This window comes from Acinetobacter sp. YH12129 (assembly GCF_013418685.1).
Taxonomy (GTDB): domain Bacteria; phylum Pseudomonadota; class Gammaproteobacteria; order Pseudomonadales; family Moraxellaceae; genus Acinetobacter; species Acinetobacter amyesii.
This window is the reverse complement of sequence record NZ_VPBP01000001.1, coordinates 39,000-52,414: the sequence shown is the minus strand read 5'-3', so window position 1 is coordinate 52,414 and position 13,415 is coordinate 39,000. Positions and strand designations below refer to the sequence as shown.

Genomic DNA, 13,415 nt, shown 5'->3' with positions numbered 1-13,415 from the left:
TTCAAAAAAGCCTGTGTATTCAAAGTACACAGGCTTTTTTCTTAAATACACTATTTGACAATTCCCTGATACACAAAGGCTTTCGAGCCTAAGCTATAGCGTATATATTTATACTGCGGCTGATGTTGTTGATTGAGTAACATAACATCCACGTGTTTCGGACTGATTTTGAGATATTCATTACCGCTACGACGATTGGTTTCATAATGGCAGTCATAATCTACCGAGATTTGATCTAGTTTCTTTTGCTTAGTTTGAAATACATAAGATTTAAGTAACTGTTTTGGTCCAACTTCAACAGCTCTTAGATGATGTAGTCCACTGCAATTATCACCTTTATAATAACTCTTCACCAAATATACGGTTTTATTTTGGATGTTGACCGGCAAAATTTGATTGATATAGCCTGAGTCAAATTGATCTAAATGTTGCGTTTTTCCCGTTGCATATTGCACATAGCTGCTCCACTCCCCCATCGTGCCTCCGCCAGACACATCAAAACTATAAAATTTAAGTTTTTTATCTGGTGAATATTGCACATGAACAAAACCTTGCTTTTCGAGTTGCGTAAATCCGTAGTGAAAACTGCTCGGATCTGCCGCAATGACATCCACAATTTCACGTTCTATCGCTTCATTGACCTCATAAAAATTTAAGTTTTTATATTTTTTAATCACCTGAGATTCATGTTTTTGTAAGTCAGCACTTCCTGCAAAGCCTGAAATAGGTAGGCTTGCACAGAGTGCCATCCCTATTATTTTTGAATAATGTGTCATTGTTTTACCCTCAGTTTATCCTGCTATTTTAAGCAATCTCAGTCATCCATCACGTATATCTTCTCCTCACTTTTGTACTGCTGTTGTTCAAATCACCAATCATCGCTTCACAATTCACCACATTGCAGACCCGCCTGCACGATGAAGATTTTTAGCATGTCCCTCACTGGTCGAGCATGACAAATATTAAATTTGCAGAAAAACTCATTGTTGAAAACTTGTGAGTCTAGTATGTTGATAAATACAACGTTATTCGAATGCAATTCCCCCCAAGAATGAAACTTACCCCAATAAGGAGAAGCCATTAGGTGACTAAACAATACCTCACACACCGCTGCCTGATTGCTCCACCCGAAATGAACGATGAATTCTTTGCCAATACGGTGATTTATTTAGCGCGACATGATGAAGATGGCGCCCAAGGCATCATTATTAATCGTCCATCAGGTTTACAGATCAAAGAACTCTTGAATGATTTGGAAATTGAGGCAGATAATGTGCATCCTCATGAAGTGTTGCAAGGTGGTCCTTTGCGCCCAGAGGCAGGTTTTGTTCTTCATACCGGTCAACCGACATGGCATTCGTCTATTGCTGTAGGTGAAAATGTCTGCATTACCACGTCTAAAGATATTTTAGATGCGATTGCACACAATGAAGGTGTTGGTCGTTATCAGGTGGCTCTAGGCTATGCCAGTTGGGGTAAAAGCCAGTTAGAAGAAGAAATTGCTCGGGGTGATTGGCTCATTTGTGACTCAGACATGGATTTAATATTTAACTTACCTTATGACGACCGCTGGGACGCTGCCTATAAAAAAATGGGCGTAGACCGCATGTGGTTATCATCTGAGATTGGACATGCCTGATTTACCACAATATCAAATGATTATGGCCTTTGACTTTGGCACACAAAAAACAGGAATGGCTGTGGGACAAGCCCTGATTGAAAGTGCAAATCCCCTGCCACTCTTTCCCATGAAAGATGGCATTCCCAATTGGGATAATCTACTCAAGATTGTGAAACAGTATCAGCCGGATTTGTTCATCGTGGGTCTACCGCTCAATATGGATGATAGCGAGTCTGAACTCTCCACACGTGCGCGTAAATTTGCACGACGCCTTCGCCACCAAACCAATATTGAAACCTTGATGGTCGATGAACGCTTAACGACACGTGAAGCGCGTGATGAATTAGATCATTATCAAGCCCAAGGCCGTGCGAAGAATCTTTCTGCCGACAGCCTTGCTGCAGCATTATTTATTGAAAGTTGGTATCGAAATCCAGTGGGACTGAAACCTTAAGCGCTTTCAACAAACAGGCAAATAAAAAAGCATCCGAAAAAGGATGCTTTTTTATGCGCAAGATTGATCACTCAATGCTGCGCAAATGAAATGATTGGGGATAACTTAGTTTTTATCCACAATATGAATCGTGGTGGTTCGACCCGCGACAAAAGCCAACTGATCATGCGGCACTTCATCCAGTACAATTTTCACTGGTACACGCTGTGCCAAACGAACCCAACTAAAGGTTGGATTGACATTGGCCAGTAAACTATCAGTCGATGTACGTTCACGGTCTTCAATCCCTGTTGCAACGCCTTGTACATGCCCCTTATAAACTTCAGAACTTCCCATCAGTTGGATTGTTGCAGGTGCGCCAACATAGATTTTATCTAGTTTGGTTTCTTCAAAATATCCCACAACATACAATTGTTGACGGTCAATTAAGGCCGCTACGGCTTGGCCAACTTTGACGTAATTCCCTGCTTTGAGTTCAAAGTTAGACAATGTTCCATCAGTCGGTGCAACCACTTCCGAACGTTTTAAATTCAATTCTGCCAAATGCAAACTGCTATTCGCCGCTTCAATCAGGGCTTTTTGCTGCACCACACTGGCTTTGGCTTGCTCAATCGCGGCCTGAGTTTGTTCATGCTCTGCATGTGATTGATCACGTACTGCAAACATTTGATCTTGTTCTTGTTTTGAAATCGCACCGTCCATCAAACTTGCATAACGATTTGCATTTTTATCTGCAAGATTAATATTGGCTTGTGACTTCACTAAATTCGCTTTGGCTTCAGCAAGCTGCGCTTCAGCCCCTGCCAGTCCTGCTTTGGCTTTCGCCAAGTCAGATTTGGCTTGCTCAACATCCAAAGCTTGACGTGCCACATCTATACGAAACAGCACTTGGCCTTTTTTCACTTGTTGGTTGTCTTGAACTAAAACGTCTGTGACCAAACCTGAAACATCCGATGACACTTGAATCACGTCACCACGTACCCGTCCATCACGCGTCCATGGTTCCGAATTGTAATAGTCCCAAATATGTTTCAGCGCAAGTAATGCGCCACATAGCACGATTATCAACAATACAGGCCGAACATATTTTCGGACATTCAAATTGGTCATACGATTACCTCAATCATTTCATTTTTTAGGGGCTTAGAACTGGCAGAAAATAAAGATTTCATGCACCAGCCAAAGCAACATCACAAATACACCCAAATAAAAAATATTGAGCATCGGCACCCAATCTGGCGCCATCCATCGGTCAAGCAAACGCATGATGACCCGCAATAACAGATAGGCCAATACCGCTTGAATCAATAGAATGGGCACATAGACGCCATATACATTTAGCTCACCCATGTTGTGCCTCGACCTGTAAATTATCTGGTGTTTGCTGTGTTAGGACATGACACAAACTGCTTTGAATATTGTTCAGCGAATACTGAATTCGATACATAACATCATCGTTTTCCACACCCTGAACAGCCTGATTCAATCGTTGAATTCGCTCTACAATTTGCTGTTTCAAGCTCATATACACATTCTTTTGCCCTTGTTCCATGGCCCGAAAATAGTCATCTAAATCTTGTTGTAACTCTTCGAGTTCGCTGACCAGTGCATCATTCGGATCGAGTTTATTCATGAGTTCTTGCAAGCGGGTTAAATCAATCACAGCACTGGCTTCCACCAAAGCCCACTCGATCTGTTGTTTTAAATTCCCTGATTGCACCATTTTGCTGTTTAGGATGCCGATTCGGTCCAACATACTGCGTAAATGCACCCGAAACGGTAAGCCATACGGCAGATATAATGCCTGACGCAGTGCTTTGTAATGCTGTGAAAGTATGCGTTGGGCCGTCATATCCGGTGACATCGCACGCACTAAATGAATAATAAACACCGAAATAATGGGTCCCAAAACCGTCCCAATCGATGCATCGAAGAAAAACACCTGATCAAGGCTAAAGCGGTTTTGAAAATTCAGCCCCATGATGGTGCCCATCAAAAGCGGCAAGCTGATCCCGACCAAAGGCGGATGTAAAAATAGCATCAGACAGAACATCACAAACGGTGCTAACACCACGATCAACTGCCAAAAAGCGGTCACATGCGGGAAAATGCCATAGGCGTAGATGAACACCATAAAAGCCGCATACATATTGGCGCGAATAAACATTTTCAATGCAGGAACAGGGTTATCCATTGCAGTTAAAATACAAGCACTGATTGCAGCCATTTCGGCCATCATAAATCCAGCTTTCCAACCACTGACGATCCAAAAACCCGTAGAAATTAAAATAATCAAACATGCAGACACCCCGCCACGAATGGCAACCCCCGCATCTCGGTGCAAAGTCGGATAATGACTATTGCCCAAGGCGGTTAGTGTGGCCGGTAAAGTGGAGTCGCCTTGTTGTACCCGCTGCCAAAGCAAGCGAATCGCACGAATATTCTGAATAAAATGGCGAATATCCATTTTTAGACTGCCCAAAATCACCTGTTGTGATGGCAATGCCTGTGCCTGAATCTGTTGAAAATCTTGCTCAAACTGTTCAGGCAATTGATTAAGTTCACTTTCCTCAATCTGATGTTGATCTAATAAAAACGCGGCAATATGTTCATGGGCTTGCTTGAGTGCCGTCCGATAATGTGTGTCCAGACCGTCTAATTGTTTCATCCGTTCAGACATGGCCACCAAGTTACTGACCAACAAACTCAACTGATGCAAGATTTCCTGCAATGGACGTGTCATGCCTTTTAAGGTAGATTTTTCATATGACAAATGCACCGCCATGACATGTATATCCGCGATATCTCGTGCAATATTGCCAAGATTTTTAGAATAATTTTCTAGTTCGGCAGGCTCTAATAAAATCTGATCAAATATTTCTTTGGTATCGGCAAAGGTTTTGCTCACGCGTGTTTCGACTGCAGGGCCAATATGCATTGGAAATAATGTCGTGGTCACGATGGCACTACATACCACACCCACCGTAATTTCGAGAAAACGCCCCAAGGCCATATCGAAGATCGAAGCGGTATCAATAAAATACACCACGTTAAAACAGATAATGACCGTGGTATAACCCGCCAACATGGAAACATAACTACGAGGCGTACGGTCTAGCAGTGACAAATACAAGCAAAACCCAACCCAAACAGCCAAAAAAACCGTAAACAGTACTGGCATATGGATGAGATGTGGCAGTGCCACCACTGACACAGCCGCCCCTAAGAACGTCCCTAATACACGATACAAACTTTTTGAAGACGTCATGCCTGAATATGGATTCGCGATTACGAAAACGGTGCCAATCGCCCAAATCGGATAAGCCAAATTCAGTACAAAGGCCACATACAATGCCAACATGCCCGCGATGAACGTTTTGGTCGCAAAAATCCAGTCCATTTTATTGGGCCGAAAAGCGAGTATTTGTTTCGTCAGCAACATGATTGATCTCGTCGGTTTGCTTCTTTTTAGTGAAAACGGCCTTGTATCGAATGCTTAAACATTCGACAGCACAACCTGTATCACGGCACAGGAATGACTAGAAATTTCAATAAGTAAAGAAGCGATTCAAATCGTGTTTCAAACCATTTGAATACAAAAAGTAATGTGCAACATTGCCTGCGCATCGAAAGAATGGGCAATATTTATTCAATATAGGATATTTTCACAACAATTTTGCTAAAAAAACAAATTAAAGTCAATATTAATATCTTATTTTGATAATTGGTCTATATTTTGAATGCGTATTTCAATTTTTTATTATGCTTTTATCAGAATAACCCAAGAAACCCTGTGATATTTCAGATTTGTTTCATTTCCAGTGTAGAAAAGCGCAACATCAGGCCGAACAATTTGTTATAAAGTAACTTAACGATTCATTTTTATTGTGACCAAGCAGGTTCTTATGGCGCTTTCCAGTTTTGGTAAAATTCTCACCGTACTCGACTTATTTTCAGTTGCTCGTCCCATCATCAATGTCGACATTATTAGTGAAGAATTAGGCTTATCTAAACCAACGAGCTATCGCTATTTAAAAGAACTGGTTTCTGCTGAATTATTGCAGCGCCTTAGCGGGACTTCTGGCGACTACACACTGGGTTCAAAAATTGCTGTGCTTGATTTTATTTCTCGCACCACCGATCCATTGGTGCAAATTAGCATTCCCTTCATGAAAGAAATTGTGGAACGCACAGAGTCTTGTTGCTTATTGACGCATCTGAATATCGACTCTTGTATTGATGTGCATCATGAACTTTACAAAGACTATACTGCCTTGGCTTATGGTCGAGGTAGCCCGCGTCCGATGTATAAAGGCTCATCATCTAAAGTGATTTTGTCGCAGTTACCTAAGCAACGGATTTTAGATTATTACCACCGTTTTGCGGACGAGTTATCTCAAGTTGGTTTTGCGCATAATGAAGAAGAATTTATGCTGCAAATGAAAAAGATTAAAAAGCAGGGGTATTATTTTTCCAATGGTGAAGTTGACCCGAATATGTCAAGCCTATCGATTCCGATTAAATTCTCCAGTAAAGAACCCCCACTTGCTTTGACCCTATTGGCGTCTAAAAATCGTTTTGAATTTATGAATTTTCAAAAAGTCGTAGAAATGCTGCAAGACTGTACAGCGCGTATTGAGAAAAAATACAGCAGTATGATGGAAGAATCGGACGCCATTTAAGCCTGATCTGTTTGCGCATAACTGATGCAATATTGTAAAGACGCTATTTAATTAATCTGATAAATCCATGTTGTTAATTGAATTTATTAATTATAAATTCCAGATATATTATCATAATATGATTATTGTTCTTTAGCAGTCATCTCAATCATGTGTTCCATGATTTCAGTTGATTGTCGCTATACTCTTCCTCAGAGAAAGAAAAAAGCTCATCTAGATATGGGCTTTTTTTATGGCTGTTGATCATAGAAATAACGAAAGGTTAAATTCACCCTCGGCTCGGTCACTTTCATCGACTTCATTAGGGCATGTTTCCAATACCGTTGGGTTTTCCCACGCATCACAATCAACTGTCCACTTTGCAGTAAAAGCTGTACTTTCTCTTGGGTGCTTTTATGTTTAAAGCAAAACTTTCGGCTTGCGCCAAAACTCAAAGATGCGATCACCACCTGCTGTGTGGGTGAAAGTAAAGATGGCTCATCATCACTATGCCACCCCACCGCTTGCGTACCATTTTCGTATAAATTGGCCAAACAGGAATTAAACGTCTGACCCAACCGTTGCTCAATATGTTGCTTTAAGCGCAGTAAAGCTGGATTCCAAATCAATGCCTGCTTTTGCATGCCTGAATAGTGATACTCATAATGGGCATCTCCATACCAAACCACTTTTCGCTCCGTTTGATAATACTGTCCATGCAAAATGACTTCATCATGCTGCCAAGCCAACTGCGTGAGGAAATAGCGTAAATATTTTTCACTGTCTTCAGCATTGAAGATCAGTCCATAATCTTCAACTTCACCATCATAGGGCAGCAGGTTTGCATGCGGTTCAGGCGCAAATAATTCAAAATTCATCGGTTCAACTCAACACTGTTAGGCGCAGCACCGTGATGCTGAGGTCGTGAGCACATTTAAAAATATCTTAGCTGAAAAACGCTCGTCACAAATCAAAACATTGTCATCGCTTGTCGCATTGAATTTTCAGTCTTAGACTAAAGCTCATATTCACAATAAAAATAATTGCTTATGAATCTGTGGCAACTTTTCCAAAAATTACGCCCATTCGTACAGCCATACCGCTGGCTGGTGGTCGTGACGCTGATCTTGACCTTAATTGGCTCACTCACGGCACAGGTGAATGCCCTGACACTCAAATATGCCGTAGACAGCATCAATCAGCTTTTACAACAAGGCCTCGGTCTAGCCAATGGTTGGCATATATTAATCACCATCACCGTAGTCTTACTGGGAAAAGAAGTCATCAATGCCATCGTGCAATTTGGACAAAAATCGTTTGGTGAAAAGTTACGTATTTTAATTTCTCAGGATTTGTCCCAAGGCATTATTGAAAAATTTATCACCTATCGATTGGCATTCTTCGATCAACAAGACAACCAAGCAGGTAAGCTCCAAACTCGAATTGATCGGGGTGTCAGCTCGCTCACACGACTAGTTCAAATCTTTTTTATTGATATTTTACCGCTTTTTACCAGTGCGATTATTGCACTGGGCTTAATGTATTATGCCAATGTTTGGGTTGGCGTGGTGGCCACAATTATCGTGCCGATTTATTTTTGGCTGACCTTTAAACAATCACAAAAACTGGCAGGCAAACGCCGTGCCCTACGCGAAAATTTTGAAAAGAAAAATCAGGGTATTCTGAGTATTATCAATTCGATAACGGTCATTAAATCTTTTAACAAAGAAGCCGTCGAATCGAAAAAGCAATTAAATCTGCAAAAGTCACTGACTGAAAACCAGATGCAGACACGGCAAACCAGTTATATCTTTGACGGACTCAAAACCTTTATTGAACAGGTCGGTGTGGTACTGATCATCATTCTGACGGCCTATTTTGTTTTGGATGGGCAAATGAGTATCGGGATGATTATGTATCACGTGTTGTTATTTAATAATGTCTCTGCCCCGATTCGCTCGCTGCATCGTATCTATGATGAAATTAACTCTGCAATGATTTATTCGGAAAGCTTCTTTAACATCTTAGAAGCGGATCATGAAATTGAAACCAGTGGCACTGCTCAACCTCCGATTCAAGGTCAGTTTGAATTAAGCAATGTCGACTTTAGCTATCCCAATGGCTTTCAGGCATTACACCGTATCAATATGACCATCCAACCAAATAAAATTACCGCGTTGGTTGGTTTATCTGGCGCTGGTAAATCAACATTAATTAGCTTACTGGATAAGTTTTATCATCCTCAAGCGGGCAATATCCAACTCGATGGCATCGATTTAGAACAGATTGATACGCAGTACTTACGTGAAAATATTGGTTTGGTATTACAAAAAAATCATATTTTCCCAGGTTCAATTTTTGAAAATATTCGCTATGGTAAAAGTACAGCCACAGAGCAAGAAGTCTTTGATGCAGCACGGAAAGCCTCGATCCATGATCAGATTTTAAAACTGCCACATGCCTATGAAGCCGATGCTTTACTGCTCTCAGGTGGACAGCAACAACGCATTGCCTTGGCACGTATGTTCCTAAAAAATCCGCCGATTATTTTCTTAGATGAACCGACTGCAAGTTTAGATGCTATCGCTGCTGAACAAATTAAAAATAGTCTGGATCAAATTAAGCAAGGTCGTACCGTCATCATGATTTCGCATAGTTTGTCGCAAATTATCGATGCCGATTACACCTATGTGATGAAAGACGGACAAATCGTAGAACACGGGGAGCATCATGATTTGTACCATCAAGAAGGTGCCTATAAGCAAATCTTCGATGCGATGGCGAAAAGTTTAAACATTGACAAAATCGCCCGGACTTTTGAGGAAGATGAAGAAACACATAGTTAATTTTAGACCGAAAAAAAGCCCATCGTGTGATGGGCTGCGTTCATCTTGATGTTAATCAATTAACGCTGAACTTTTTGCTCAATTTCTTCAACACTGGTGTGACGGACATCTAGACCTTTCACCATATAAATCACTTGTTCAGAGATATTTCGAGCATGGTCACCAATACGTTCAAGTGAACGCAGCACCCAAAGTACATTCATCACCCGAGTAATGTGCCGTGGATCTTCTATCATATACGTCATGAGGGTACGGGTTGCCGATTGGTACTCGCGGTCAATATCAGCATCGGCCAAAAGGACACGTAAAGCCTGATCTACATCCAAACGTGCAAAGGCATCGAGCGCATCATGAATCATTACGCGGACTTGGTTGCCAATATGACGTGTTTCCATATAACCACGCGGTGAACCACCCTCTTCACACAAGCTTTGTGCAATACGGGCAATTTTTGCCGCTTCATCACCAATCCGTTCTAAATCGGTGTTGGCTTTCGACATCGCAATCACCATGCGTAGATCAATCGCAGCAGGATGACGACGCGCCAAAATTAGGGTAAGCGCTTCATCAATTTCAGTTTCCATACGGTTCACCGTATTGTCTTGAAATTGAACATCAATCGCCATCGTTGCATCCGTATCCAATAAGGCATGAATGGCATTTGCAACCTGCTGCTCCACCAAACCACCCATGGTCATAAATTTGGTATGCACATCCTGCAACTCTTCATTGAATTGCGAAGAAATGTGATGGTTTAAAACAGGATTATTAGGCAAAGCGAGTCTCCACTACAACGTGAATCGGCAGATTTTAGTGCCATATTAAAGCATATTGATTGTGAAACTTTTATGACCATGGATTATTTCTTTAGTAGGATCGATGGCTGATTTTTCTGATCGACCAACCATGCATTCATTTCCACTAAATCAGCTTCCGTTAATTTCCCAACTGAGGCTTTAAGTTGTAGAACATGAATTAAATAATCGTACTTAGAATTCAGATAATCTTGACGGGCTGAAAAGGCATTACGCTGTGCCAGTAGCACATCAACCATGGTTTTCAGACCTTCCTGATACTGGGCTTGTGAGGCCAATGACACTTGCGCGGAAGAATCCATTGCAGCTTTACGTGCCTGTAATTTACTTTGATCCGTTTCGACTTGCATATATGATTTTTTTACATCAGTTTGTGCTTTTCGAATCGCTGCATCCACCTGTGCTTGGCTTTTTTCAACATTGATCGCCGCTTGCTTAATGGATTTCTGTGTCCGTCCACCATTAAACACATTCCAGTTCATTTCAATCCCCACCTGATCAAATTGACCATCTTGCGACATGATGGATTGTGGACTTTGCTTGTTATACCCATAGGTCCCTACCGCTTCAATCTGAGGATATAAGGCGGCTTTTTCGACGCGTTTGCCATCTTCCGCATAACGTTGTTGCATACGCGCTTGTAAAATGCCTAGGTTCTGCTCCTGAGCCAGTTCTTCCCACGCTTGTACATTGTTTGGAATCGGTTTTTCAAACTGAAAATCTTCACGTAACACCGCCAAATTTTCTCGATATGGCCCAATCAACTGTTGTAATTGTTCCTGCGCCAAAACCAATTGAACATTGGTTGCCATGCGGTTTGCCCGTGCATTTTGATATTGTGCATTGGCTTCGCTGACATCACTTTTTGCCACCAAACCTTCTTTTAATTTAGCATTCATCATGCGCAGCTGTTCAGATAGCGCCTGTTCTTCTTGTAAGTTGGCAACCGTCAATGCTTGCTGACGTAGGACATTAAAATAAGCTTCAGAGACATTTAAAATATGATCTTGTTTTTGAATCTGCAGATTAATTTCACTTAAATTAATCGAGGTTTTGACTTGCTTCAGCCCTTCCCATGCATCCCAACGAAAAATGGGCTGACGAGCAGTAAGCGCAATTTGTCTTGTTGTGGTACTGTCCGGCATGATCAGCCCTGCTTGAGCACCGCTTTGGTTGGAATTTTGATTTTTTCGGGTCACATTTCCGGAGATTGTTACCGTCGGGAGTAAGTTCCCATTGGCAATCCCCAAATTCAACTTATCTGCTTCATATTGTAGTTTATTGGCTTGCCAATTGGGGTCTTCCTGTTTTGCACGTTCATAAGCTTGCACAAGGTCTAGCGCACACGCCCATTGACTCGTGAAAAGCAAACAAAGACCCACCACAACTTTTTTGTTCATTTTTTTTGTAAATTCCTAATATTCAAATACCCGAGATTGAATATTCAAGCCTAAAACTAAGCAGATACTAATCATATCCTTGCAAATTTCCGTATGATTTTTATTAATTTTTTATATCAAATGCGACAAAACCGGATAATTTCAGTCGTTTTCAGACACTACTCACAACGCTATAACAAAGAACTGTACAATAGTACACATATTGCACGTGTTTCATCTATAAAATAGTCGACATTCCATCGGACAATACCACTTCTATAGCGCATCGAGTTCCTGTGTCAAAATTTTTTCAGCTGCCTGCAAAGTTTAGTGCAATGTTTTTATGTTTCAGTATGTTGAATGGATGCCAACAACAGCCTGAACCTCAACCTGCACCAGAGTTTCCCAACAATAAGACTGTTCAAAAAGAAGCAGTCGATTTGTCTTTGCTGTGCAGAAAACTTGAAAAAAATATGCTGGAAATAGACGATCAACGCACAACTTTCGCTTTAGAACAAATCAACCAAGATCTCAAAGTCTGCTTACCGCTATTAAAAGCGGACGAACAAAAAAAATTACTGCGTTTGTCCAATCAAATGTATCGCAACTTTTTACATGTTGAACGTACAGCTCAACAGCAAATGGCGTTCGAACAATTTGCCTTTGATATGGCTCAGCATCCCACCATTCAACAAAATCATTATGAGCAGCTCACTGCCCGAGATCAGTATTTACTGAAACATAAAGGCCAAGCTTATGTGGAGTTGTTCGATGCAGGTGAAGGACAATTACGCTATCGCCGCAGTCCTGAATATTTAGCCAAAATTTTTGCGCCTTATATGGAAGAATCTGAGCAAGTCTTTATTGAAAAACTGGCTGAACAAAATGCACAACCTGCCTTGCTGCAACAAAGTTTAGCCATTGAGCCACAAGAGATTGCGACACGTGCAATTTTTTGGGAAGACTATCTCAAACAATATCCAGATAGCCCCTACAAAAAAGATGCACAACAATTACTATATCAATATAGCCAGTTGTTATTTATTGGTTCGGCACATAGTCCAGTTTCCAATGACTTTTCAGACCGCCTCAGTATTCAAGCCAGTTCTTTAGAAGAAATTGAACGCTTGGCTCAATTAAAAAACTCCAAATTGGCAGATCAGGCGCGTTTATTTTTAAAATTATTAGATCAAAATACTGCTGCATCTAATCAGCGATCAGAAGCGCAGCTGTTGAATTTAATTGGTGTCCGCAATCCTGATCCGCATTATAAGAAAGACTGTTTTAGTGACGCCATCTGTGTAAATCAGTCCTCTACTTAGCCAATGCAAGTTCAATTGCACATGTGCCTAGCCAAAATTCTGCACTGCAAAATCGATGAAAAATAACACTGTTTTAAAACAGCCTTCATGCTAATATCCGCATAAAGCTTGACGGAGCGCAGGTAATTTCCTGCTGAGATCATCTAAATTTAGTTCGCTAAATTTAAGGATGAGTACCGTTGAACCTGATCAGGTTAATACCTGCGTAGGAATCAAGCCATCTAAAAACTTAAGCCCTTCTTATCTCTTGGTTTTACGCCTTTATTTTCAGGTGAATCCATCAGATAAACCGCCACGTTTTTGGTCGTGCTTGATTC

The 13,415-nt window shown here is 41.1% G+C and carries 12 protein-coding genes and 1 riboswitch; of the genes, 5 read left to right on the top strand and 7 right to left on the bottom strand.

What is annotated here, in order from left to right; all coding sequences use genetic code 11:
* Positions 1–50 precede the first annotated feature (50 nt).
* Positions 51–776 (bottom strand): hypothetical protein, encoded by a 726-nt coding sequence (locus FTU65_RS00250; RefSeq protein WP_180066121.1) that lies wholly within the window; start codon positions 774–776, stop codon positions 51–53.
* Positions 777–1,084: 308 nt separating this feature from the next.
* Here FTU65_RS00250 and FTU65_RS00245 point away from each other — a divergent pair, with 308 nt between their 5' ends.
* Together FTU65_RS00245 and ruvX are read left to right on the top strand one after the other, a co-directional pair.
* Positions 1,085–1,639: a YqgE/AlgH family protein gene (locus tag FTU65_RS00245; protein ID WP_078189425.1), complete on the top strand. Its 555-nt coding sequence runs from the start codon at positions 1,085–1,087 to the stop codon at positions 1,637–1,639.
* Entirely contained in the window at positions 1,632–2,075 is a 444-nt protein-coding gene (gene ruvX, locus FTU65_RS00240) for a Holliday junction resolvase RuvX (protein WP_078192570.1), read from the top strand. The genes FTU65_RS00245 and ruvX overlap by 8 nt, the downstream gene beginning before the upstream one ends.
* A 105-nt stretch (positions 2,076–2,180) precedes the next feature.
* Here ruvX and FTU65_RS00235 read toward each other — a convergent pair whose 3' ends face one another.
* From FTU65_RS00235 to FTU65_RS00225, 3 genes are read right to left on the bottom strand one after another with little or no spacing between them, the layout of a single operon-like run.
* Positions 2,181–3,185 carry an HlyD family secretion protein gene (locus FTU65_RS00235; protein WP_180064879.1) on the bottom strand — a complete coding sequence of 335 codons (1,005 nt, stop codon included), beginning with the start codon at positions 3,183–3,185 and terminating at the stop codon, positions 2,181–2,183.
* A gap of 33 nt (positions 3,186–3,218) precedes the next feature.
* Positions 3,219–3,425 carry a DUF1656 domain-containing protein gene (locus tag FTU65_RS00230; protein ID WP_180004682.1) on the bottom strand — a complete coding sequence of 69 codons (207 nt, stop codon included), beginning with the start codon at positions 3,423–3,425 and terminating at the stop codon, positions 3,219–3,221.
* Positions 3,418–5,517, bottom strand: a complete 2,100-nt coding sequence (locus FTU65_RS00225; protein WP_180064880.1) for an FUSC family protein — start codon at positions 5,515–5,517, stop codon at positions 3,418–3,420. The genes FTU65_RS00230 and FTU65_RS00225 overlap by 8 nt, the downstream gene beginning before the upstream one ends.
* 463 nt (positions 5,518–5,980) lie before the next feature.
* Between FTU65_RS00225 and FTU65_RS00220 the strand changes: the two genes are divergently transcribed.
* Positions 5,981–6,757: an IclR family transcriptional regulator gene (locus FTU65_RS00220; RefSeq protein ID WP_180064881.1), complete on the top strand. Its 777-nt coding sequence runs from the start codon at positions 5,981–5,983 to the stop codon at positions 6,755–6,757.
* 230 nt (positions 6,758–6,987) lie between these two features.
* On the opposite strand, the gene FTU65_RS00215 is transcribed toward FTU65_RS00220, so the two are convergent.
* Positions 6,988–7,614: an alpha-ketoglutarate-dependent dioxygenase AlkB gene (locus FTU65_RS00215; protein WP_180062784.1), complete on the bottom strand. Its 627-nt coding sequence runs from the start codon at positions 7,612–7,614 to the stop codon at positions 6,988–6,990.
* Between the two features lie 171 nt (positions 7,615–7,785).
* On the opposite strand from FTU65_RS00215, the gene FTU65_RS00210 reads away from it, so the two are divergent.
* Positions 7,786–9,582 (top strand): ABC transporter ATP-binding protein, encoded by a 1,797-nt coding sequence (locus tag FTU65_RS00210; protein ID WP_180064882.1) that lies wholly within the window; start codon positions 7,786–7,788, stop codon positions 9,580–9,582.
* Positions 9,583–9,641: 59 nt separating this feature from the next.
* Here FTU65_RS00210 and phoU read toward each other — a convergent pair whose 3' ends face one another.
* Both phoU and FTU65_RS00200 read right to left on the bottom strand, forming a co-directional pair.
* Positions 9,642–10,358, bottom strand: a complete 717-nt coding sequence (phoU, locus tag FTU65_RS00205; RefSeq protein WP_078189433.1) for a phosphate signaling complex protein PhoU — start codon at positions 10,356–10,358, stop codon at positions 9,642–9,644.
* A gap of 83 nt (positions 10,359–10,441) precedes the next feature.
* Positions 10,442–11,797, bottom strand: coding sequence for a TolC family outer membrane protein (locus FTU65_RS00200; RefSeq protein WP_180064883.1), 1,356 nt, complete (start codon positions 11,795–11,797; stop codon positions 10,442–10,444).
* A 314-nt stretch (positions 11,798–12,111) separates the two neighbouring features.
* Here FTU65_RS00200 and FTU65_RS00195 point away from each other — a divergent pair, with 314 nt between their 5' ends.
* Positions 12,112–13,098, top strand: a complete 987-nt coding sequence (locus tag FTU65_RS00195; RefSeq protein ID WP_180064910.1) for a hypothetical protein — start codon at positions 12,112–12,114, stop codon at positions 13,096–13,098.
* Positions 13,099–13,200: 102 nt separating this feature from the next.
* Positions 13,201–13,327: riboswitch (TPP riboswitch) on the top strand.
* The last annotated feature ends 88 nt before the right edge of the window (positions 13,328–13,415 follow it).

Coding starts and splice junctions, on each gene's coding strand:
- FTU65_RS00250 (WP_180066121.1), bottom strand. CDS start 776: ATGACACATTATTCAAAAATAATAGGGATGGCACTCTGTGCAAGCCTA.
- ruvX (WP_078192570.1), top strand. CDS start 1,632: ATGCCTGATTTACCACAATATCAAATGATTATGGCCTTTGACTTTGGC.
- FTU65_RS00235 (WP_180064879.1), bottom strand. CDS start 3,185: ATGACCAATTTGAATGTCCGAAAATATGTTCGGCCTGTATTGTTGATA.
- FTU65_RS00230 (WP_180004682.1), bottom strand. CDS start 3,425: ATGGGTGAGCTAAATGTATATGGCGTCTATGTGCCCATTCTATTGATT.
- FTU65_RS00225 (WP_180064880.1), bottom strand. CDS start 5,517: ATGTTGCTGACGAAACAAATACTCGCTTTTCGGCCCAATAAAATGGAC.
- FTU65_RS00220 (WP_180064881.1), top strand. CDS start 5,981: ATGGCGCTTTCCAGTTTTGGTAAAATTCTCACCGTACTCGACTTATTT.
- FTU65_RS00215 (WP_180062784.1), bottom strand. CDS start 7,614: ATGAATTTTGAATTATTTGCGCCTGAACCGCATGCAAACCTGCTGCCC.
- FTU65_RS00210 (WP_180064882.1), top strand. CDS start 7,786: ATGAATCTGTGGCAACTTTTCCAAAAATTACGCCCATTCGTACAGCCA.
- FTU65_RS00200 (WP_180064883.1), bottom strand. CDS start 11,797: ATGAACAAAAAAGTTGTGGTGGGTCTTTGTTTGCTTTTCACGAGTCAA.
- FTU65_RS00195 (WP_180064910.1), top strand. CDS start 12,112: ATGTTTTTATGTTTCAGTATGTTGAATGGATGCCAACAACAGCCTGAA.